The sequence below is a fragment of the Xanthomonas sp. DAR 80977 genome (assembly GCF_041240605.1).
GTDB lineage: Bacteria > Pseudomonadota > Gammaproteobacteria > Xanthomonadales > Xanthomonadaceae > Xanthomonas_A > Xanthomonas_A bundabergensis.
This window is the reverse complement of the sequence record NZ_CP162487.1, coordinates 2855739-2877374: the sequence shown is the minus strand read 5'-3', so window position 1 is coordinate 2877374 and position 21636 is coordinate 2855739. Positions and strand designations below refer to the sequence as shown.

16 protein-coding genes are annotated in these 21636 nt (G+C 69.8%); all 16 read right to left on the bottom strand.

All coding sequences use genetic code 11. From position 1 onward, the window contains the following. Positions 1-187 precede the first annotated feature (187 nt). The 16 genes from AB3X10_RS12170 to flhF all read right to left on the bottom strand — a co-directional run bounded on the left by AB3X10_RS12170 (position 188) and on the right by flhF (position 21507). Positions 188-2836 carry a methyl-accepting chemotaxis protein gene (locus AB3X10_RS12170; protein WP_369975276.1) on the bottom strand — a complete coding sequence of 883 codons (2649 nt, stop codon included), beginning with the start codon at positions 2834-2836 and terminating at the stop codon, positions 188-190. A 205-nt stretch (positions 2837-3041) separates the two neighbouring features. Then, positions 3042-5258, bottom strand: a complete 2217-nt coding sequence (locus AB3X10_RS12165; RefSeq protein WP_369975274.1) for a methyl-accepting chemotaxis protein — start codon at positions 5256-5258, stop codon at positions 3042-3044. A gap of 405 nt (positions 5259-5663) precedes the next feature. After that, the gene (locus tag AB3X10_RS12160; protein WP_369975273.1) at positions 5664-7829 is read right to left on the bottom strand and encodes a methyl-accepting chemotaxis protein; all 2166 of its coding nucleotides are present in this window, start codon (positions 7827-7829) and stop codon (positions 5664-5666) included. 407 nt (positions 7830-8236) lie between these two features. Beyond that, positions 8237-10237 (bottom strand): chemotaxis protein CheA, encoded by a 2001-nt coding sequence (locus tag AB3X10_RS12155; protein WP_369975272.1) that lies wholly within the window; start codon positions 10235-10237, stop codon positions 8237-8239. Between the two features lie 34 nt (positions 10238-10271). Continuing rightward, complete coding sequence (locus AB3X10_RS12150) at positions 10272-10637, bottom strand: response regulator (protein ID WP_003470902.1); 366 nt, start codon at positions 10635-10637, stop codon at positions 10272-10274. Beyond that, positions 10634-10942 (bottom strand): STAS domain-containing protein, encoded by a 309-nt coding sequence (locus AB3X10_RS12145; RefSeq protein WP_145708096.1) that lies wholly within the window; start codon positions 10940-10942, stop codon positions 10634-10636. The genes AB3X10_RS12150 and AB3X10_RS12145 overlap by 4 nt, the downstream gene beginning before the upstream one ends. Positions 10943-11280: 338 nt before the next feature. Further along, complete coding sequence (locus AB3X10_RS12140) at positions 11281-12633, bottom strand: chemotaxis protein CheW (RefSeq protein WP_369975271.1); 1353 nt, start codon at positions 12631-12633, stop codon at positions 11281-11283. Further along, positions 12630-13412, bottom strand: a complete 783-nt coding sequence (locus AB3X10_RS12135; protein WP_369975270.1) for a ParA family protein — start codon at positions 13410-13412, stop codon at positions 12630-12632. The genes AB3X10_RS12140 and AB3X10_RS12135 overlap by 4 nt, the downstream gene beginning before the upstream one ends. After that, positions 13412-14383 (bottom strand): flagellar motor protein MotD, encoded by a 972-nt coding sequence (gene motD / locus AB3X10_RS12130; RefSeq protein ID WP_369975269.1) that lies wholly within the window; start codon positions 14381-14383, stop codon positions 13412-13414. Before motD ends, AB3X10_RS12135 begins: the two co-directional genes overlap by 1 nt. 10 nt (positions 14384-14393) lie before the next feature. Beyond that, positions 14394-15134 (bottom strand): flagellar motor protein, encoded by a 741-nt coding sequence (locus AB3X10_RS12125; RefSeq protein ID WP_369975267.1) that lies wholly within the window; start codon positions 15132-15134, stop codon positions 14394-14396. A gap of 316 nt (positions 15135-15450) precedes the next feature. After that, positions 15451-17187 carry a chemotaxis protein CheA gene (locus AB3X10_RS12120; RefSeq protein WP_369975266.1) on the bottom strand — a complete coding sequence of 579 codons (1737 nt, stop codon included), beginning with the start codon at positions 17185-17187 and terminating at the stop codon, positions 15451-15453. A 4-nt stretch (positions 17188-17191) separates the two neighbouring features. Continuing rightward, positions 17192-17803, bottom strand: coding sequence for a protein phosphatase CheZ (locus AB3X10_RS12115; protein WP_369975265.1), 612 nt, complete (start codon positions 17801-17803; stop codon positions 17192-17194). Continuing rightward, complete coding sequence (gene cheY, locus AB3X10_RS12110) at positions 17803-18195, bottom strand: chemotaxis response regulator CheY (RefSeq protein ID WP_010341542.1); 393 nt, start codon at positions 18193-18195, stop codon at positions 17803-17805. Before cheY ends, AB3X10_RS12115 begins: the two co-directional genes overlap by 1 nt. A gap of 18 nt (positions 18196-18213) precedes the next feature. Beyond that, positions 18214-18963, bottom strand: coding sequence for an RNA polymerase sigma factor FliA (locus AB3X10_RS12105; protein WP_145708117.1), 750 nt, complete (start codon positions 18961-18963; stop codon positions 18214-18216). Then, entirely contained in the window at positions 18960-19844 is an 885-nt protein-coding gene (locus AB3X10_RS12100) for a MinD/ParA family ATP-binding protein (RefSeq protein WP_369975264.1), read from the bottom strand. The genes AB3X10_RS12105 and AB3X10_RS12100 overlap by 4 nt, the downstream gene beginning before the upstream one ends. After that, a complete protein-coding gene (gene flhF, locus AB3X10_RS12095) occupies positions 19831-21507 on the bottom strand; it encodes a flagellar biosynthesis protein FlhF (protein ID WP_369975263.1) in 1677 nt (558 codons plus the stop codon). The genes AB3X10_RS12100 and flhF overlap by 14 nt, the downstream gene beginning before the upstream one ends. Positions 21508-21636 lie beyond the last annotated feature (129 nt).

Below are 21636 nucleotides of genomic sequence, written 5' to 3'. Positions count from 1 at the left end.
CCGTCCGGGTTTTCTTTAAGCATGTCCGACCGGTGGCCTGCTGCGGCCATCGAAAGGACAGTGCGGCGGCGCTTGGCGTGTCGCGGTTGTCGCCCCGGTCATGCGGCGTGCGCGTGCTCCATCCGCCGCCGCATGTGCCGCTCCGGCGTGTCCCCGCGGCAATGCGGGAACCTGCCGGAGCGGCTGCTCAGAACTCGTGCCACTGCGCCTCGTTGGCGCTGGACGACGTGCTCGGCAACCCCTGCACGGGCGCCTTGCGCTTTGCCGGCGCCCGCTTGGCTGGCGTCGCGGGCGCGGCGGCGACGATGCCGGGCCTGGCCACCGCGGCCGGCGTGGACGCGACCGCGGTGTCGAGCTTGAACACCGCCACCGCCGCGGTGAGCTGCCCGGCCTGTTCCTCCATCGCGCGCGCGGCGGCGGTGGCTTCCTCGACCAGGGCGGCGTTCTGCTGGGTGGCCTCGTCCATCTGGGTGACGGTCTGGTTGACCTGTTCGATGCCGGCGTACTGTTCCTGCGAGGCGGCGGAGATCTCGCCCATGATGTCGGTCACGCGCTGCACCGAGGACACGATCTCGCTCATGGTCTGGCCGGCGCGATCGACCAGGGCCGAGCCTTCGGCGACGCGGGTGACCGACTCGTCGATCAGGCCCTTGATCTCCTTGGCGGCATTGGCCGAGCGCTGGGCGAGGGTGCGCACTTCCGAGGCGACGACGGCGAAGCCGCGGCCCTGCTCGCCGGCGCGCGCCGCTTCCACCGCGGCGTTCAAGGCCAGGATGTTGGTCTGGAAAGCGATGCCGTCGATGACGCTGATGATGTCGGCGATCTTCTTCGACGAGGTCTCGATCCCGCTCATCGTGGTCACCACCTGGCTGACGACGTCGCCGCCTTGCGAGGCCACCGATGCGGCGCCGACCGCGAGCTGGTTGGCCTGGCGCGCATGTTCGGCGTTCTGCTTCACGGTGGAGGTCAGTTCCTCCATCGAGGCGGCGGTTTCCTCGAGGCTGGCGGCCTGCTGCTCGGTGCGGCGCGACAGGTCGTCGTTGCCGGCGGCGATTTCCGAGGCGGCGCTGTTGATGCTCAACGCCGCGGTCTGGATGCGGCCGACGATGCCGGCCAGCTGCTCGGAGGTGGCATTGGCGTCGTCGCGCATCCGCGCGAACACGCCCTGGAACTCGCCATGCATGCGTGCGGTCAGGTCGCCGGCGGCGATGGACTGCAGCAGCTTGGATAGCGCCTCCAGGTTGCCGTCGGCGGTGGCCATCAGCCGGTTGAGGCTGTCGACCATGGCGCGGAAGTCGTACTGGAAGCGCTCGGCGTCGCCACGCACGCTGAAGTCGCCGGCGGCCGCGGCGGAGGCGAGCTGGTTGATCTCGCGGTTCATCGCGCTCAGGTTCTGCTTGACCGTGTCCATGGTCTCGGTCAATACCGCCTTTTCGCCGGGCAGGCGGTCCATGTCCTCGCTGAGGTCGCCGATCGCATAGCGGCCCATGATCTGCGCCAGGCGCTGCGTGACCGCGATATGCGCCGCGGCCAGCGCATTGCTGTCGCGGACCATGCGTCCGTAGTCGCCGGGGAAGGCGGCTTCGTCCATGCGGTAGCTGATCTGGCCGGCGTCGTGGCGCTGCGCCATTTCCTTCTGCGCATCGAGGACGGCACGCAACTGTTCCTGCATGCGCTGCATGGAGCCGAACAGCCGGCCCAGCTCGTCGTTGCGCCGGTAGTGGATGCGGCTATCCAGGCGCCCGGCGGCGACGGCGCCGGAGACCTCGACGGCATCGGCCAGCGGCTTGACCACCAGGCGCCGCAACAAGACGTAGAGGCCGCCGCTGAGCAGCAGCGCCGCGCACAGGCCGACCGCGATGATGGTCCACAGCAGCGAGCGCGCCTGCGCCATCAGCAGCGAGCGCGGAACCGCCACGCCCAGCGCGAAGCGCTCCTGGGCCTGGCCGATCTGCAGCGGCACATAGACTTCGATGTCGGTGACGCCGGTCTGCGGATCGGCGACCTGGCGGGTCACGCTCTCGCCTTTGGCGATGGCGGCCAGCAACGCGCGCGTGTCCGGGTCGTCGAGCTTCTTGCCGACCTTGGCCGCGTCGCGATCGGCGATGATCGCGCCGCCGGGCGACAGCAGGCGCACGCGGCCTTCGCCGAGCGGGTGCAGCTTGGACAGGCGTTCCTGCAGCTTGGCCAGGCCGAAGTCGGTGGTCACCACGCCCAGGAACTTGCCGTCCTCGAGCACCGGCGTGGTCAGCGTGGTCATCAGCACCTTGTTGCCGCCGATCTCGTACACATAGGGTTCGACCACGGTCGGGCGGTGTTGCTGGCGCGCCTTCAGGTACCAGTCGCCGGAGCCGGGCACCTCGTAGTCGCGCAGCGGCTCGCGCACCTGCTTGTCGCCTTGCCATGCCCAGTACACCATGTAGCGGCCGCTGCCATCGTGCCCTTCGGCGTTGGCATAGGCGCTGTCCTTGCCGTCGAACGCCTGCGGCTCCCACAGCGTGCCCAGGCCGGTCCAGTCCGGGTGCTGGCGCAGTTCGCGCAGCACGCTGTCGCTGAAGGTCTCGCGCACCTTGCCATCCTGGCCGCGCTGCGCCAGCAGGCTGTTGGCGAACACCTGGTTGGACACGAAGGCTGCGCCGATGTCGCTGGAGATGCGTTGCGCCTCGAGGTAGGCGGCATCGGTCATGCCCGCCTTCGCCGAGGTGAGCAGCGCATCGCTGCTGCGCACGTAGATGATCGCGGCGGTGACGCCGAAGCACAGCACGGCGATCGCGGCGACACCGAGCATCAGGCGGGTGGCCACACTGGTGGAGCGGGGGGCAGGGGTCGGTTTCATGGCGTCATCGGTGGCGGAAGTGGAGAAAAATGCAGCAGCCGATCCGCTCGCCCGCGCTGGAGCGCCGCGTTTCTTGTTGGGTGCGGCGGTATCGGCAATATCCTGGGTCTGACTCCTTATCGGCACTGCGTCTCATAAATTGAATCGGCCGCAGCGGGGCTGCGGCCGATCGGGTGTCGCGGCGGGATGTGTGGGCTGCCCGGACTCAGAATTCCTGCCACTCCGTTGCGGTCCCTGCGACGGCCAGCCGCCGCGGCGCGGGTGCCTGGCGCACCTGTGCGGGGACCGCCGGCACGCTGCGCAGTACCGGCCGGACCGCAGGCGCGGCGCTGGCCGGCTCGGCCTCGATCCTGAACACCGCGACGGTTTCGGTGAGCTGGCCGGCCTGGTCCTCCATCGAGCGCGCCGCGGCGGTGGCTTCTTCCACCAGGGCCGCATTCTGCTGGGTGGTCTCGTCCATCTGGGTCACGGTCTGGTTGACCTGCTCGATGCCGGCCGATTGCTCCTGCGAGGCGGCGGAGATCTCGCCCATGATGTCGGTCACGCGCTGCACCGAGGACACGATCTCCTGCATGGTGCGGCCGGCGCGATCGACCAGGGCCGAGCCTTCGGCGACGCGGCTCACCGAGTCGTCGATCAGGCCCTTGATCTCCTTGGCCGCGCCGGCCGAGCGCTGGGCGAGGGTGCGCACTTCCGAGGCGACCACGGCGAAGCCGCGACCCTGTTCGCCGGCACGTGCCGCTTCCACCGCGGCGTTGAGCGCCAGGATGTTGGTCTGGAAGGCGATGCCGTCGATGACGCTGATGATGTCGGCGATCTTCTTCGACGAGGCCTCGATCCCGCTCATCGTGGTGACGACCTGGCCGACCACCTCGCCGCCTTGCGAGGCGACCGCAGCCGCACCGACCGCGAGCTGGTTGGCCTGGCGCGCATGTTCGGCGTTCTGCTTCACGGTGGAGGTCAGCTCTTCCATCGATGCAGCCGTCTCTTCCAGGCTGGCGGCCTGCTGCTCGGTGCGCCGCGACAGGTCGTCGTTGCCGGCGGCGATTTCGCTGGCGGCGGCATTGATGCTGACCGCGGCGGTCTGGATGCGGCCGACGATCGCAGCCAATTGCTCGGCGGTGGCGTTGGCGTCGTCGCGCATGGTGGCGAACACGCCCTGGAACTCGCCGCGCATGCGCGCGGTCAGGTCGCCGGCGGCGATGGACTGCAGCAGCGCGGACAGGGATTGCAGGTTGCCGTCGGCGGTGGCCATCAGCTGGTTGAGATTGTCGACCATGGCGCGGAAGTCGTACTGGAAGCGCTCGGCGTCGCCGCGCACGCTGAAGTCGCCTGCCGCGGCGGCGGCGGCGAGCTGGCCGATCTCGCGGTTCATCGCGCCCAGGTTCCGCTTGACCGTATCCATGATCTCGTTCAGCACCGCCTTCTCGCCGGGCAGGCGCTCCATGTCCTCGCTGAGGTCGCCGACCGCGTAGCGGCCCATGATCTGCGCCAGGCGCATCTTCACCGCGATATGCGCGGCGACCAGCGCATTGCTGTCGCGGACCATGCGCCCATAGTCGCCGGGGAAGGCGCTCTCGTCCATGCGGTAGCTGATCTGGCCGGCGTCGTGGCGCTGCGCCATTTCCGTCTGCGCCGCCAGCACCGCGCGCAGCTGGGTCTGCATGGTGTTCATGCTGGCCAGCAAGCGCCCGGTCTCGTCGCGCGACTGGGTGTCGATGGCGTTGTCCAGCCTGCCCGAGGCGATGGCATCGGCGACGCCGATCGCCAGGCCCAGGCGCTTGAGCAACTGCCGCCGGATCAACACGCCCATGCCCACCGCGACCAGGATCGCGACCAGGCTGCCGAGCAGCACCGACCACTTGCCCTGGGTACGCACCGTCTGCAACTGTTGGCTGCGCTTGACCAGCAAGCCGCTTTCCTCATCGGCGAACGCGCCCAGCAGCGAGCGGATCTCCCCCATCGTCTTGCGGTCGCGGCCTTCGGCGAACGCGGACAGCACCTGCTGCTGGCTGTCGGGACGTTCGCGCAGGGCGATGATCTGCTGCTCGATCTGCAGCAGTTGCTGGTACGCGGTCTGCAGCTGCGCCAGGCGCGCCTGTTGCCGCGGGTTGTCCGCGGTCAGGCGCTTGGCCTCGGCAAAGCTCTTGTCGAAACCTTCCTGGCCGAGGGCGAACGGCTGCAGATAATCCTTGTTGCTGGACAGCAGATAGCCACGGGCGCTGGTCTGCACATTCAGGGCATTGGCCTGCATCAGTTCGCCGGTGGCCAGCACCTTGAAGGTATGTTCGTTGATGGCGACGGCATCGTTGAACTGGAACTGGCTGCGCAGGCTGATCGCACCGACGATCAGCAGCACCAGGACGACGGCACCGAAGCCGAGGGCGAGTTGAGCCGACAGGGGTAGATTCTTGGTCTTCATCGATGGATCCCAGGAGAAATGAAAAGGCGACTGCAGCGCGTCGGATGCGTGATTGCTGCATCCATATCTCCTGTAACGGCATTTCCATATCCAAATTCAATCGATTCATTGATTGCGATAGATAGGTTTAGTCAATGGAGGTTGATTTTTTTGTAGGCCAGGTCTTCGGCGAGGGCGGTGCGAGCCATCCGCTGGGCCTTGCTGCACAAGGGGCCGCGGCAGGATCCACGTCGGTCGCGGTGACAAACATGGGGCAGGGACGGACGGGGACCGCGGCCGGCATTGCGGCGCAGAGAGCCAATCGGCCGCGGAATGCCGCGGCCGATCGGGGGCGTGCAGCAGTGGGGCGGGTGGGCGGCCTGACCCGGGGCGCTGCCATTCCGGTATGGCCGGCGCCCGCGGCGGCTAGGCCTGGCGCAACTGCGCCGGCTGTGCCGGCAGGCTGCGCAACGCCGGCCGCTTCGCCGCACCGGCGTTGCTCGCTTCCAGCTTGAACACCGCCACTGCCGCGGTGAGCTGGCCGGCCTGGTCCTCCATCGAGCGCGCCGCCGCGGTGGCCTCCTCGACCAAGGCGGCGTTCTGCTGGGTGGCCTGGTCCATCTGGGTGACGGTCTGATTGACCTGCTCGATGCCGGCGTACTGCTCCTGCGAGGCGGCGGAGATCTCGCCCATGATGTCGGTCACGCGCTGCACCGAGGACACGATCTCGCTCATGGTCTGGCCGGCCTGGCGCACCAGCGTCGAACCCTCGGCGACGCGGGTCACCGAATCGTCGATCAGGTGCTTGATCTCCTTGGCCGCGCCGGCCGAGCGCTGGGCGAGGGTGCGCACCTCGCTGGCGACCACGGCGAAGCCGCGGCCCTGGTCGCCGGCGCGCGCCGCCTCCACCGCGGCGTTGAGCGCCAGGATATTGGTCTGGAAGGCGATGCCATCGATGACGCTGATGATGTCGGCGATCTTCTTCGACGAGGTCTCGATGCCGCTCATCGTGCTCACCACCTGGCTCACGACGTTGCCGCCCTGCGAGGCGACCGAGGCGGCGCCGACCGCCAACTGGTTGGCCTGGCGCGCATGCTCGGCGTTCTGCTTGACCGTGGAGGTCAATTCTTCCATCGACGCGGCGGTTTCCTCCAGGCTGGCGGCCTGCTGCTCGGTGCGGCGCGACAGGTCGTCGTTGCCGGCGGCGATCTCGCTGGCGGCGGCATTGATGCTGACCGCGGCCGTCTGGATGCCGCCGACGATGCCGGTCAGCTGATCGGCGGTGGCGTTGGCGTCGTCGCGCATCCTGGCGAACACGCCGTGGAACTCGCCGTGCATGCGCGCGCTCAGGTCGCCGGCGGCGATGGACTGCAACAGCGCCGAGAGCTTGCCGAGGTTGCGGTCGCTGACCTCCATCATCGCGTTGAGGCCCTGCACCATCAGTTGGAAATCGTACTGGAAGCGCTGGTCGTCGCCGCGGACGCTGAAGTCGCCGGCCGCGGCCGCCGCGGCCAGGCGCTTGATCTCGGTATTGATCGCCAGCAGGCTGGCCTTGGCCGCATCCATCGATTCGTGCAGCACCGCGCGGCTGCCCGGCAGGCGCCGCGCGTCGCGGCGCAGGTCGCCGTTGGCGTACTCGTTGAGCACCTCGATGGCATCGACGATCGCGTCCAGGTGCTCGAACATCATGGTGTTGATGCCCTTGCTCAGCTCGCCGTAGACGCCGGGGAAATCCAGCGGCATGCGGTGGCTGATGTCCTTGTCGGCGTGCAGCTCGATCATCAGCGCGGTCTCGCTGGAGAAGCGCCGCAACTGGGTCTGCATCTTGTCCATCGCGTTGAGCAGGCGGCCGGGTTCGTCGCGCGCATCGGTACGCACGTCGTTGTCCAGGCGCCCGTCGGCGATGGCCTCGGCGGCGCGGGTGGCGCGGTTCAGCGGCCGGGTCAGGCTGCGGGTGATCAGCCAGGCCAGCAGGCTGCTGATCAGCAGCGCCGACACGCCACCGATGATCAGCTTGAGCCGGCTCTGGGTCATCGAGGACAGCGCCGCCGCATACGCCTGCTTGCTCAGATGCTGCTGCAGCTCGGCATTGGCGCGGATCGCGGCCTGCTGCTGGTCCATGGCCACCGACGCCGCGCCCAGCAGCAAGGCCTGCGCCTGCGCATTCTGGTCCTTCTCGCCGAATTGCAGGACCTGGTTGTTGAGCGCGACCGAGACCGCGCGCCGCGTATTGATCAAGTCGATCGCCTGCCGCTCGGCGGCGCTGCTCGGCAGGGCCACGAGCGCATCGTGGGCCGTCTTGTAGCGGTCGCGGTTGGTGTTGACGAAATTCAGCACGCGTTGGTTGGCCGCGTCGCCTTGCACGATCGTGATGTCGCGCAGCCCGATCGCGACATTGGTGTTGGCGTCGAGCATTTCGTTCGACAGCCGGATCTTTTCCATGTTGTCGTTGACGATGGAGTCCAGTTGCCGGTGCGCGTTGGCCATGCTCGCCAGTCCGATGGCCACCAACAGCCCGGACAGCAGGATCAGGATGCCGAATGCGGCGCCAAGACGGCGCCCGACGTTGTAGCGTTCGAGGATTGCGTTCATGTCAGACCTTGCTTCATCTGCGATGGATGGACTGCCCCGGCGATGCGCGACCGGGTGCCAGTGCCCTGCGTGGATCGCTGCGTCGCGATGCCACGATCCGGGTATCGACGCTGCAGAGGAAAACTGATTGACGGCGGTCGGCCGCATTTGCGTCACGGTTAGGTAGCTGTCCGGCAGCTTTGCGGGCGCCGCGATAGCGACGTTTCTCCGACAGGCGCGGTGGTTTTCTGCACTGGTGATCGCGCGCGCGGCCGGCATTTTCCTGCGCATGCAAGGCGGCCTTTCGCGCAGGCCGGGCGCGGCGAGCGGCGTGCAGCTGTACCGCAAAAAGCAAAAGCCCCGGCATCGCTGCCGGGGCTTTTTTTTGCTGGCCGCGCGACGTGCGCGGCGATCTGCGACAGCGGCGATCAGGCCGCTTGCGGGACCCGCAGCGAGCGCACCAGTCCGCCGATGTCCACGATCAGGGCGACGCGGCCGTCGCCGAGGATGGTGGCGCCGGAGATGCCGCCGATGCGCCGGTAGTTGTTCTCGATGTTCTTGACCACCACCTGCTGCTGGCCGACCAGTTCGTCCACTTCCAGCGCCAGCTTCTGGCCGTCGGCCTCGACCACCACCACCAGCGGCTCGGCCTGCTCGGTGCGGCCGTAGCCGTAGCAATCGCTGAGCGAGAGGATCGGCAGGTATTCGCCGCGGACCCGCAGCACCCGGCCTTCGCCGGCCATGCTGCGGATGTCGTCGGGCTGCGGCTGCAGCGCCTCGATCACGTAGGCCAGCGGCAGGATCAGCGTCTCGCCGGCGACCGACACGGTCATGCCGTCCAGGATCGCCAGGGTCAGCGGCAGCCGGATCAGCACGCGGGTGCCGCGGCCGGCATTGCTTTCCAGCTGCACTTCGCCGCCCAGGCCCTGGATGTTGCGGCGGACCACGTCCATGCCCACGCCGCGGCCGGACAGGTCGGTGACCGCATCGGCGGTGGAGAAGCCGGGCGCGAAGATCAGGTCCCACACCTGCGCATCGCTCGGGTTGTCCGGGACCGCCAGGCCGCGTTCGGCGGCCTTGGCCAGGATGCGGTCGCGGTTGAGGCCGGCGCCGTCGTCGCTGACTTCGATGACGATGTGCCCGCCCTGGTGCGAGGCGGCCAGGGTGATGGTGCCGGTCTCGTCCTTGCCGGCGGCGCGGCGCGCGTCCGGCATTTCCAGGCCGTGGTCGATCGAATTGCGCACCAGGTGCACCAGAGGATCGGCGATCTTCTCGATCAGGCCCTTGTCCAGCTCGGTGCCTTCGCCGATGGTGCGCAGCCGCACCTGCTTGCCGAGGCGGGTGGAGAGGTCGCGGACCAGGCGCGGGAAGCGGCGGAACACCGCGTCCACCGGCAGCATGCGCACGCCGATCACCGCTTCCTGCAGGTCGCGGGTATTGCGTTCGAGCAGGTCCAGGCCGGCGAACAGGCGTTCGGCGTGGGCCGGGTCGAGGTCGCCGGAGACCTGCTTGAGCATGGCCTGGGTGATGACCAGTTCGCCGACCAGGTTGATCAGCGCATCGACCTTGTCGACGCTGACCCGGATCGAGCTTTCCGCTTCGTGCGCGGCGGCGGCGTTGCCGGCCGGCGCATTGGCGGCCACGGCGGCGGCCGGCGCGGCGGTGGCGCTGGCCGGGGCCTGCGCCAGCACCGGTGCCGGCGCGCTGGCCAGGCTCGGCGGCGGCACCGCGCGGATGTCCAGTTCGCAATCGTCGATCACCCAGGCGAAGGTGTCTTCGATGGCGCTGCGCGGGATCTTGCCGACCAGGCCCAGGTCCCACGCCAGATAGGCCTCGAGCGGGTCGAGGTCGTTGAAGCCGGGCAGGCGCGCGGTGCGGCAGGCGACCTGCAGCGGGCCGAGGTGTTCGAGCTCGCGGATGATGCGCAGCGGGTCGTTTCCGCTCATGAACAGCGACGGCGCCGGGGTGAAGCCGATCTGCCAGGCTTCCGGTTCGGCCGGCTGGTTGGCCGCCGGGGTCGCGGCGGACGCGACGGCGGCGTTGCCGTTGAGCGCCTGCTGCAGGCGGTCGTGCACGGCCTTGACCGCGACCGGGTCGGCCGGGGTGCCGTGCTCGGCTTCGCGCAGCAGTGCGCGCAGCACGTCCACCGAACCCAGGATCGCGTCGATCGCGTGCGCTTCCACGTCGCGCTTGCCCGAGCGCAGTTCGTCGAGCAGCGTCTCCAGCACGTGGGTCAGGCCGGCCATCGCCTCGAAGCCGAAGGTGGCGGCGCCGCCCTTGATCGAGTGCGCGGCGCGGAACACCGAGTTGATCGTCTCGGGGTCGCGGTTGCCTTCTTCCAGCGACAGCAATCCGGCTTCCATCGCGTCCAGCCCTTCGCGGCTTTCCTCGAAGAAGGTGGCGTGGAAACGTTGCAGGTCCATGCTCATGGGCGGGGAATCCGGAAAAAGGGTGGGGAGGGAATCAGCCCAGGACTTTCTGGACGGTGGCGATCAGCTGTTCCGGGTTGAACGGCTTGACCAGCCAGCCGGTGGCGCCGGCGGCCTTGCCTTCGGACTTCTTGTCCGCCGCCGACTCGGTGGTCAGCATCAGCATCGGCGTGAACTTGTAGTCGGGCAGCTGGCGCAGCGCGCGGATCAGCGAGATGCCGTCCATGTTCGGCATGTTGACGTCGGTGACCACCGCGTTGAAGCGCTGGCCCTGGGCGCGGCCGAGGGCGACCTGGCCGTCTTCGGCTTCCTCGACCGCGAAACCGGCCGAGGTCAGGGCAAAGGAGACCATCTGGCGCATCGACGCCGAATCGTCCACCACCAAGATACGTGCGCTCATGCGGCGTTCTCCACAGATTTCAGGTTGTCAGGGGTTGCAGGAAGGCCCAGCGATTCGCTGACCCCTAGCAGGCGTGCCGCATCGCGGAACGTGTCGTTGCAGGCCTCGAACACGGTGCGTTTGCCGTCCTGCCGACGTGCATCGACGAATGCGCACAGCACCTGCACGGATGCGGTATGGATGCGGCGGACCTCGCCGGCGTCCAGCCGCAACTCGTCGTCCGACGCCAGGAACGGGGTCAGCCGTTGTTTCAGGTCGGCGCTGGTCTCGATGCCGAGATCCTCGCCAAGGGTGACTGTGCTCATCATTGCTCCGCACGAATGGTTCTATGGCAGATAACGGCCAATGCGCGGGAAGCTTTAGCGGCGCATCGGAAAAGTGCGGCGTGGTTGGCAGTTGCCGCGCGGCGAGCAGTCGTCGCCGCTGGTCCAGCCTTGCCGGCGCGCTTCGGCAGCGCGTGGCCGTGTCCGGCGCCAGGCCAGTGCTGGCCGCCTGTCCTTGCCGCGCGCGCTCGTCGCTGCGCGGCCCGGCGAGCCGCGCCGGGATTGCGTCGTTGCGCGGCGGCCAATCGACACCGACTTGCCGCGCTCGTGTTGCGCGGCCGGCGCCCAGGCACGGCGCGGCCGGTCCCGTCGTGTGGCGCCTAGTGCAGCAACTGCTCGGCGTCGAGCAGGATCATCGGTTGCTGGGACAGGCGCGCCACGCCGCGGAACAGATGGTTGGAGATGCGGCAGATGCGGGCATTGTCCGGCGGCTCGATCTGCTGGTCGGTGAGGCTGGCCACGTCTTCGACCGCGGACACGCGCAGGCCCAGGGTCTCGCCGTTCTCTTCCAGCACCACCACCCGGGTCAGCATGTCCATCTCGATCGGCGCGGCGCCCAGGTGGATGCCCAGGTCGATCACCGGCACCACCTGGCCACGCAGGTTCATGATCCCCAGCATCGCCGGCGGGGTGCCGCGCAGCGCCAGCAGCGGCACCGGCAGCACCACTTCCTGCACCTTCAGCAGCTCCAGCGCGTAGGCCTGTTCGCCGCAGCGCAGGCGCAGCCAGCGGGTGCTGCGGTCCGGCGCGCGGCGCTGGTGCGGGGAGGCTTCGTGGGCCGCGCTCGGGGCCATGAACGACTGCAGATTGGGCGGCAGCCGCGAACCGGCGGCCTGTGCGCGCTCGGCCTCGGCGCGGCGTTCCGGCGGTACCGCCATCGGCGGGCGCTTGATCGCGCGTGCGGCGGCGGCATCGTCTTCGGCGGCCAGGTCGCGCGGCGGCGCGGCGGCGCGTTGCATCTCCATCGCCGCGACCACTTCCAGGTCGGCCTGGCGCTCGGCGGCGGACGGCGCCTGCTGCGACATGATGCCGGCCAGGGCCGGATCGGAGTCGGCCTCGGCCAGCACCGCGGCGGCGATCTGTTCCGGGGTCGGGCCGGCCGGTGCGGGCGCCAGCGCCTGCTGCGACATGATGCCGGCCAGGGCCGGATCGGAATCGGCCTCGGCGAGCACGGCGGCGGCGATCTCTTCCGGGGTCGGGCCGGTTGGCGCGGGCGCCAGTGCCTGCTGCGACATGATGCCGGCCAGGGCCGGATCGGAGTCGGCTTCGGCCAGCACCGCGGCGGCGATCTGTTCCGGGGTCGGGCCGGCCGGGGCGGGCGCCAGCGCCTGCTGCGACATGATGCCGGCCAGGGCCGGATCGGAATCGGCTTCGGCCAGCACCGCGGCGGCGATTTCTTCCGGAGTCGGGCCGGCCGGCGTGGGCGCCAGCGCCTGCTGCGACATGATGCCGGCCAGGGCCGGATCGGAGTCGGCCTCGGCGAGCACGGCGGCGGCGATCTGTTCCGGGGTCGGGCCGGCCGGCGCGGGCGCCGCGGCGGCACGCGCGGGTTCCGGCGCCGCTGCAGCGCTGGCCGCGGCGAGCGCGGCCTGCCGTTCGGCGTGCTGCTCCTCGGCGATCACGTCGTGCAGCAGGCCTTCCAGATAGTCGTCGATGACCCCGGGGGTGTTCATGCGGCCTGCTCCATCGGCGTGGCGTCGCTGGCGATCAGCCATTCCAGCGCGCGGCGGTAGGCGGCCAGGCCGCGGCCGGGGTAGTCGCCGGGGACGCCGGCCACGGTCAAGGCCTTGACGTTGCAGATCTTGGTGTCGACCGGGATCGCGTCTTCCCAGACCCGCTCGCCGTAGCTGTCCTGCATCTGCCGCAGGGTGTCGTTGCCGGCGCGGGTGCGCTTGTCGAACAGGGTCGGCAGGATCGAGGCGGGCAGGGGGCGGCGGCGCGAACGCTCGACCATGTCCACGGTGCGGACCATGCTGGCCAGGCCGTGCAGCGCCAGCGGCTCGGCCTGGGTCGGGATGATCACCCGGTCGGCCGCGGCCAGCGCGTTGATCATCAGCAGGCCCAGGGTCGGCGGGCAGTCGAGCAGGATGTAGTCGTGCTGGCCGGCATGGCGCGCCATGGCCTGCTGCAGCGCCAGGCCCAGCCCGGGCTGGTTGGCGCTGCGCCGTTCCAGCGTGGCCAGCGCGGTCTGCCCGCAGACGTAGCTCAGGCGCTCGATGGCGCTGTCGCGGGCCAGCGCGGCCAAGTCGCTCGGCGGCGTGGCGAACAGGTCGAGCACCCCGCTCGGCGGCGGGTCCTGCGGCACGTCGAAGGCGCGGGTCAGCGAGGCATGCGGATCGAGATCCAGCATCAGCACGCGGTGGCCGAGCATGGCCAGGCCGCGGCCCAGCGCCAGCGTGGTCGTGGTCTTGCCCACGCCGCCCTTCTGGTTGGCAATCGCCCAGATGCGCATCAGTTCACTCCTTCAATGGCGGCAGGTAGCGCGCGGGAGGCGCCGGCGGTGCCGGCAGCCGCCGCAGCGGGATGTGTCGGGGGCGCCGGCGTCGTGCCGGCATTGGTCAAGCGGTCTTGCGCCGAGGGCGTGCCGGCCGCGGCGCCATCGGCAACGGCGCCGCCGGCATCGGCCAGGATCACCAGCACCACGCGGCGGTTGGCGTTGCGGCCGGCCTGGGTGCCGTTGTCGGCGCGCGGGCGGAACTCGCCGTAGCCGATCATCGACAGCCGCGAGGGCTGCAGGCCCTGGTCGGCGAACAGGTGCACCACGCTGGCCGCGCGCGCCGCCGACAGCTCCCAGTTGGACGGGAACTGCATGGTGGCGATCGGGGTGTCGTCGGTATAGCCCTCCACGCGCACGCCGTTGGGCACCGGCACCAGCACCTGCGCCAGCTGCGCCAGGGTGGCGCGGGCGCTCTGGTCCAGCGACGCGGAGCCGGAGCCGAACAGGATGTCGCTGTTGATCTCCACTTCGATCCACAGCCCGGCATGGCGCACGGTGATCAGCTTCTTCTGGATCAGCGGCGCCAGCGCGGCGCCGAGCCGGTCGGCGATGCCGTCGAGCTGGCGCTGCGCGCGCCGCAGCTGGTCCTCGTCGCGCAGCGCGCCGGGCGCACGCAGCGGCGAGGCCGACGGCAGCCGGTTCGGGTCGGGCAGGGACAAGGCCGGGCTGGACTTGATCGGGGTCGGGCGCGCGCCGCCCTGGCCCTGCATCAGGTGCTCGCCGACCTGCACCGGCGCCATCGTCCGCGGCGCGCCGCCGAAGGCGGTGCTCATCGCATCGGCCATGACCCGGTACTTGGCCTCGTTGACCGTGGACAGCGCGTACATCACCACGAAGAAGGCGAGCAGCAACGTCATCAGGTCGGCATAGGGGATGGCCCATGCCTCGTGGTTGACGTGATCTTCGTGGGGACGCTTGCGGGCCATAGTGGTGGGGTCAATGCAAGAAGCCTGCCAGCTTCGATTCGATGTTGCGCGGGTTCTCGCCCTGGGCGATGGCGATGAGCCCTTCGATGATCATTTCGCGCTCGCCGCTGCTGTGCTTGATCACGCTCTTGAGCTTGCTGGCCATCGGCAGGAACAGCAGGTTGGCCGAGGCGATGCCGTAGATGGTGGCGGTGAACGCGGCGGCGATGCCGTGGCCGAGCTTGCTCGGGTCGGCGAGGTTCTTCATCACCGCGATCAGGCCCAGCACCGCGCCGATGATGCCCAGGGTCGGCGCATAGATGCCCATGCCCTCGAACACCTTGGCCGCGGCCAGGTCGCAGTGTTCCTGGCCGTCCAGGTCGATCTCCAGCATGTGCCGGATCGATTCCGGCTCCACCCCGTCGACCAGCATCTGCAGGCCCTTGCGCACGAACGGGTCGTCCTGCTGCTGGACCTGGTTCTCCAGGCCGAGCAGGCCCTGGCGGCGGGCGATGTTGCTCCACTCCACGATCTGCTGCAGCAGCGCGTGGCGGTCGCTGGACGGCGGATGCAGGATCCACTTGGCGATCTGGAACGCGCGCCGGAACACCGCCGGCGGCGTGTGCACCAGGATCGCGGCGACGGTGCCGACGATCACGATCACGAACGCGGCCGGCGACCACAGCGCGGAAACGCCGGCGCCCTTGAGGATGCTGCCGCCGACCAGCGAGGCGATCGCCAACAGCAAGCCAATGAGACTGAGTTTGTCCATGCAGAAACTATCGGCCGCTAGGGGAGGGACTTGATGGGGCCGGGATTGGGGATTGGGGATTGGGGATTCGGGATGAGCGGCCGCCGGCCGTGCGAGTGGGTTGCACCCTGTAGGAGCGGCTTCAGCCGCGACGGGCGTTACCGGTAAGGCCCGTCGCGGCTGAAGCCGCTCCGACAGGAAAGCGCGATGGAGAGCAGCCGCTGAACTTACTGCCACGTCCATGACACTTCGGGCATCGGATCGCCACGCAACGACCGGACCGGGACCGCCTTTGCGAATCCCCAATCCCCAATCCCCAATCCCGAATCCCGGCCTCTCAGCTCTTCAACCCATCCACATCCAGGATCAGCGCCAGCCGGCCGTCGCCGATCAGGGTCGCGCCGGCGTAGCCGGGCAGGCCGCGCAGGGCGCGCGGCAGCGGCTTGATCACCACTTCCTCGCGGCCGCGGACCTGGTCCACGACCAGGCCCATGCGCGATTCGCCGGCCTGCAGCACCACCACGGTCAGCAGCGGCAGTTGCGGCGCCTCGATGTTCAGCCACTGGCGCAGGTCCACCAGCGGCAGGGTGTGCGATTGCCGGTCGAGCACGGCGCGGCCGTCGAACCAGCCCAGCGAGCGGCGCGGCGCGTGCAGCACTTCCACCACGCGCGCCAGCGGCAACGCGTAGACGGTGTCGCCGGCCTGCACCAGCAGGGTCGGCAGGATCGCCAGGGTCAGCGGCACGCGGATCAGGAAGCGGCTGCCGCGGCCCAGTTCGGACTGGATCTGGATCTGCCCGCTGAGCTCGCGGATGCGCGACTGCACCACGTCCATGCCGACGCCGCGGCCGGAGATGTCGGTGACTTCGGACTTGGTCGAGAAGCCGGGCAGGAACACCAGGTGCAGGCATTCCTCGGTGGTCAGGCGCGCGGCCGCTTCCGGATCGATCAGCCCCTTCTCGCGCGCCTTGGCGCGCAACCGCTCCGGGTCGATGCCGGCGCCGTCGTCCTGCACCTCGATGCTGACGTAGTCGCCTTCCTGCTGCGCCGACAGGCGCACGTGGCCGCCGCGCGGCTTGCCGGTGGCCTCGCGCAGCGCCGGCGCCTCGATGCCGTGGTCGATGGCGTTGCGCACCAGGTGCACCAGCGGATCGGCCAGCGCCTCGACCAGGTTGCGGTCCAGTTCGGTGTCGGCGCCGATCAGTTCCAGCTCCACTTCCTTGTTCAAGGAGCGGGCGACGTCGCGCGCCACCTTCGGGAAGCGCGAGAACACCTTGCCGACCGGCTGCATGCGGGTGCGCATCACCGCCGACTGCAGGCGCGCGGTGGCGATGTCCAGGCTGCTGACCGCGCGGTCCAGTTCTTCGTCGCGCAGGCGCACGCGCAGGGTCTTGAGCCGGTTGCGCGACAGCACCAGTTCGCCGATCAGGTTGACGATCGCGTCCAGGCGCTTGGTGTCCACGCGCACGGTGTGCTCGGGTTCGGCGGCCTTGGCCGGCGCGGCGGCGGGCTTGGCGCTCGGCGCCGGCCGCGGCGCGGCGGCCGGCACCGGCAGCGCGGCCGGCGCGGCGCCGCCGTGCAGCTGGTCGAGCAGCGCTTCGAATTCGTCGTCGTCGATGAGGTCGCTGTTGCCGCCTGCGGCCGGCGCCGACGTCGGCGCAGCGGCCGCCTTGGGGCTGGGGACGGCGGTTTCCTCGCCGCTGGTCGCGAACTGCGCGATCAGCTGCTGCGGCGCGCGCGGCGGTTCGCTGCCGCTGCCGAACGCGTCGAGCATCGACTGCAGGTAGTCCAGCGACTGCTGCGCGGCGTCGAAGTGCCGCGCCTGCAGCGTGGCCTGGCCGGCGCGGGCCTGGCCCAGGGTGTCCTCGGCGGCGTGGCACAGCTCGACCATGGGCGTGATCGCCAGGAATCCGGCGCCGCCCTTGAGCGTGTGGAAGCCGCGGAACACCGCGTTGAGCTGCGCGCTGTCCTCGGGCGCCTGCTCCAGCGACACCAGCTGCTCGCCGAGCCGGTCCAGGATTTCCTGGGCCTCGATGATGAAGTCGGCAGCGATGTCGTCGGGAACGGCGCTCATGAGATTACAGCCCCAGTCCGGACAGCAGGTCGTCGGCGTCGTTCTGCGACACGCCGTGACGGTCCAGCCCGGCCAGCGCCGGACCGGCCAGGCCGCCGTCGGCCTTCTTGTTGTCGTCCTTCGGCGGCAGGCCCAGCGCGCCGAAGCCCTCGTGCACGCGGCGCACGATGCTGGCCACGCGGCGGATGATCTGCCCGGTCAGGTCCTGGAAGCTCTGCGCCAGGGCCATCTCGGTGAGGTTGTGGCGGATCTTGTCGAGGATCTCGCCCTGGTCGCCGGTCAGTCCGCCGGCGCGCAGCTGATCGGCCAGCGCGCGGCATTCCTCGGCCAGGTCCAGGGTGCGGTGGCTGGCCTGCTCGGTCATCGCCACCACGTGGTCCAGGCGCGAGCAGGCATCGTCCAGCTCGCCGGCCTCGCTGGGGATGGTGGGCAGTTCGCCGAGCGCCTGGCCCAGATCGCGCGCCAGCCGGCTCAGGCCCTGCATCATCGGCCGCGTGCGCCAGGCGGCGAGCGTGTCGATTTCCTTGCGCCAGGCGGCTTCGTCGCCACGCTCCAGTGCGTCCAGCGCACCTTGCAGGCGTTCGATCAGGGCGCTGCGTTCGGCGGTGGCTTCCATCAGGCGGTCGCTCCCAGGCGTTCGAAGATCTTGCCCAGCTTCTCCTGCAGCGTCTGCGCGGTGAACGGCTTGATGATGTAGCCGTTCACGCCGCACTGCGCCGCCTCGATGATCTGCTCGCGCTTGGCCTCGGCGGTCACCATCAGCACCGGCAGGTGCTTGAGCTTGTCGTCGGCACGGATGTTGCGCAGCAGGTCGATGCCGGTCATGCCGGGCATGTTCCAGTCGGTGACCACGAACTCGAACGGTGCCGAGCGCAGTGCAGCCAACGCACTGTTGCCGTCTTCGGCCTCTGCAGTGTTGGTGAAGCCGAGATCGCCGAGCAGATTCTTGACGATGCGCCGCATCGTCGAGAAATCGTCCACGATCAAAATCCGCATGTTCTTGTTCACCGCTAACTCCCTTGGGTCTTATTCTTCGTCTTCCAGGCCGGCATCGGCCGCTTCGAACGCTTTCAAGCGCCCGCGCAACCGTACCGTGGCCTGGCCGTGGATCTGGCAGACGCGCGACTCGCTGACACCGAGCACCGCGCCGATTTCCTTCAAGTTCAATTCCTGCTCGTAGTACAGCGACAGCACCAGCTGCTCGCGTTCGGGCAACTGCGCGATCGCCTTGCCCAGCTCGCGGCCGAACTCGCTGCGCTCCAGCATCTGCTGCGGGTTGGGGCCGCCCTTGGCGATGGTATCCAGTTCGCCGTGGTCCTCGACCCGCGACTCCAGGCTCAGCACCTGGCCGCGCGCGGCATCTTCCATCAATCGCAGGTATTCGGGAAGCGGCATGTCCATCGCCGCGGCCACTTCGTTGGCGGCGGCGGCGCGGCCGGTGCTCTGTTCGATCTTGCGGATCGCCGAGGCGGCGTCGCGGGCGCGGCGGTGCACCGAGCGCGGCACCCAGTCGCCGCGGCGGATCTCGTCGATCATCGAGCCGCGGATGCGGATCGAGGCGTAGGTCTCGAACGAGGCGCCCTGGTCGGCATCGTAGCTGCGCGAGGCCTCGATCAGGCCGATCATGCCGGCCTGGATCAGGTCGTCGATCTCGACGCTGGCCGGCAGCCGCGCCGCCAAGTGGTGGGCGATGCGCCGCACCAGGTCCGAATGCTGGGTGATGTAGTCGTTGGCGCTGTTGCGCTGCACGGCGCGGTATTGGGCGGCGGCGTTCATGCGGCGACCCCCCGCTGGATGATCCGTTCGACGAAGAACTCGACGTTGCCGCGCGGCACGGTCGGCGCCTGCCAGCGCGAGGTGCGGCGGGCGATCTCGGCGATCGCCTGCGCCGACGGGCTAGACGGGTAGGCCTTGACCACCGGCTGCTGGCGCTGCACCGCCAGGCGCAGCCAGTCGTCCTGCGGCACGCAGCCCAGGTAGTTCAGCGACACGTCGCCGAGGAACTTCTCGCACACCCGGCTCAGCTTGTCGTACAGCAGGCGGCCTTCGTTGAGGTCGCGGACCATGTTGGCGACGATCTGCACCCGGTCCACGCCGCGTTCGCGCGACAGCACCTTGATCAGCGCGTAGGCGTCGGTGATCGAGGCCGGCTCGTCGCAGACCACCACCACCGCGTCCTGCGCGGCCTGGCAGAAGGTCAGCACGCTGTCGGTGATGCCGGCGGCGGTGTCGATGATCATCACGTCCAGCTCGCGCTGCAGCTCGGAGAAGACGTTGACCAGGCCGACGTGCTGGGCGGGCGGCAGCTCGGCCATGTGCCGGCGGCCGGAGGCGGCGGGCACCACCATCAGCCCGTTGGGCATGTCGATCAGCACCTCTTCCAGGGTGCAGCGCCCGGCGACCAGGTCGGCCAGGGTGAACTTGGGGGTCAGCCCGAGCAGCACGTCGACGTTGGCCAGGCCGAGGTCGGCGTCCAGCAGCAGGGTGCGCTTGCCCATGTCGGCCAGCGCCATGGACAGGTTGACCGAGATGTTGGTCTTGCCGACGCCGCCCTTGCCGCCGGTCACGGCGATCGTACGCACCGGGCCCAGCGGTTCGCTGCGCGTTGCCGACAGGGGGAAGGCATTGGTCAGATTGGCGTAATCACGCGACGGCATGGTTCTGCTCCGGAGTACAGGGCTTATCGGCAGCGCGCCGCAAATCTTCAAGGCGCAATACCAGGCTGGCGGCGTTGGCGCGGTGCAGGTCGTCCGGCACGCGCTGACCATCGGTCACCCAGGTGATGGGAAGCCGGTGGTCCGCGACCACCGACAGGGCACTGCCAAACCGCCCGGTTTCATCCAGCTTGGTCAAGATCACCCCCTGCGGATCGGCGCCGGCGAACCGGCGCACCACCTCGTCCAGGTCGGAGAAATGAGCGTTGGCAGGGAGTACTAGCAAGGACCGGACCACTCGCGAGGCGCGCAGCCAGTGCAGCTGCGCGGCCAGGGCGCGGTCGCGCTGGCCCATGCCGGCGGTGTCGATCAGCACCAGCTTGTAGTCGCTCAGACGCTCCAGCAGCTGCTGCAGCGCGGCGTCGCTGTCGGCCTCGTGCACGGCGATGCCGAGCTGGCGGCCGTAGCTGTGCAGCTGTTCGCGGCCGCCGACGCGGATGGTGTCGGTGGTGACCAGGGCCACGTCGCGGGCGGCGTGGCGCTCCAGGAAACGCGAGGCCAGCTTGGCGATGGTGGTGGTCTTGCCGGCGCCGGTGGGGCCGATCAGGGCGATCACGCCGCCTTCCTCGATCGGATCCAGCGGCGCGATCGGCAGGCGCTTGGACAGCAACCCCAGCATCAGCCCGCGGCCGCGGTGCAGCTCCAGGTCGGCGGGGATCTGCATGACCACGTCGCGGGTGATGCCGCTGTCGAAGCCGTAGTCGTCCATCAGCTCCAGCGCCTGGGCGCGCACCGGCGAGCCGCGCAGGCGTTCGTCGGTGAGCCGGTTCATCTCGCGCTCGATCATCTGCCGCATCAGCGCCAGTTCGTCGCGCAGCTGAGTCAATTGTTCGTCGTTCTGCACCGCGGGGAAGCTCGGCACCGGCGCCAGGGCCGGCAGCGCCGGGATCCCGGCGCTGGGCGCGGCGGCGGCCGGCGCCGCGGCCACCGGTGCCGGCGCGGCGGGCGCCGCGGCAGGTGCGGCGGTCGGGGTCAGCGACACCGCGGCGATGTCCTCGAGCCAGGCCGGCACCGCGGCGGCGCTCGCGGCGGCGCTGGCCGCGGCGGCCGGGGTGGCGGCCGCCGCAGTGAACGGGCTCGGCAGCGGCACGCTGATCGGCGCGTTGCGGAACACGTCCTCGGGAATGCGGAATTCGGCGAACGCTGCGTCGGCGGCAGGAGCCGGGGCCGGGGCCGGGGCGCGCGGCGCGGCGGCGGGACGGCTCGGCGCGGGCGCGGTGCCGGCCGGCATCGCCGAGGCGGCGATCGCGGCGGGCTGGGTCAGCGGCCGGGCCGGCGCGGCCTGGGCCACGGGCGCAGCGCTTGCGGCCGGGGCGCGGCGCTCGCTGATCGCGGCCATCATCGCCATCGCCGCATTGGCCGAGGCCTTGGCCGGGCGCGGTGCCGGATTGGCGGCCGACACCGGCGGCCGCGGCGCCGCCTCTTCCGGACGCACCGCGTCCAGGGCCTGCTGCACCAGCGCCTCGTCGTAGTTGCTGGCGGCCACGATCTCGATGCCTTCGTCGGTGCGCCGGTTGGACAGGATCACCGCATCCGGACCGTGCTCGTCGCGCACCATGCGGAACGCGGTACGCATGTCGGGGGCTACGAAGCGTTTGATCTTCATGGGTGGAAACCGGGATTCGGGAGTGGGGATTGGGGAGTGGTCGCGGATGCCGCCATTGCGTGGCTGCTCTCCGGTCGCCTTGTTCTGGTTGTCTTCGATCGTTTCATTGCTGTCTCTCTCCGCTCGCCG

Coding starts and splice junctions, on each gene's coding strand:
- AB3X10_RS12170 (WP_369975276.1), bottom strand. CDS start 2,836: ATGAAACCGACCCCTGCCCCCCGCTCCACCAGTGTGGCCACCCGCCTG.
- AB3X10_RS12135 (WP_369975270.1), bottom strand. CDS start 13,412: ATGCGCATCTGGGCGATTGCCAACCAGAAGGGCGGCGTGGGCAAGACC.
- AB3X10_RS12165 (WP_369975274.1), bottom strand. CDS start 5,258: ATGAAGACCAAGAATCTACCCCTGTCGGCTCAACTCGCCCTCGGCTTC.
- AB3X10_RS12140 (WP_369975271.1), bottom strand. CDS start 12,633: ATGAACACCCCCGGGGTCATCGACGACTATCTGGAAGGCCTGCTGCAC.
- AB3X10_RS12115 (WP_369975265.1), bottom strand. CDS start 17,803: ATGGAAGCCACCGCCGAACGCAGCGCCCTGATCGAACGCCTGCAAGGT.
- AB3X10_RS12105 (WP_145708117.1), bottom strand. CDS start 18,963: ATGAACGCCGCCGCCCAATACCGCGCCGTGCAGCGCAACAGCGCCAAC.
- AB3X10_RS12125 (WP_369975267.1), bottom strand. CDS start 15,134: ATGGACAAACTCAGTCTCATTGGCTTGCTGTTGGCGATCGCCTCGCTG.
- motD (WP_369975269.1), bottom strand. CDS start 14,383: ATGGCCCGCAAGCGTCCCCACGAAGATCACGTCAACCACGAGGCATGG.
- AB3X10_RS12120 (WP_369975266.1), bottom strand. CDS start 17,187: ATGAGCGCCGTTCCCGACGACATCGCTGCCGACTTCATCATCGAGGCC.
- AB3X10_RS12145 (WP_145708096.1), bottom strand. CDS start 10,942: ATGAGCACAGTCACCCTTGGCGAGGATCTCGGCATCGAGACCAGCGCC.
- AB3X10_RS12160 (WP_369975273.1), bottom strand. CDS start 7,829: ATGAACGCAATCCTCGAACGCTACAACGTCGGGCGCCGTCTTGGCGCC.
- AB3X10_RS12100 (WP_369975264.1), bottom strand. CDS start 19,844: ATGCCGTCGCGTGATTACGCCAATCTGACCAATGCCTTCCCCCTGTCG.
- AB3X10_RS12155 (WP_369975272.1), bottom strand. CDS start 10,237: ATGAGCATGGACCTGCAACGTTTCCACGCCACCTTCTTCGAGGAAAGC.
- flhF (WP_369975263.1), bottom strand. CDS start 21,507: ATGAAGATCAAACGCTTCGTAGCCCCCGACATGCGTACCGCGTTCCGC.
- AB3X10_RS12150 (WP_003470902.1), bottom strand. CDS start 10,637: ATGAGCGCACGTATCTTGGTGGTGGACGATTCGGCGTCGATGCGCCAG.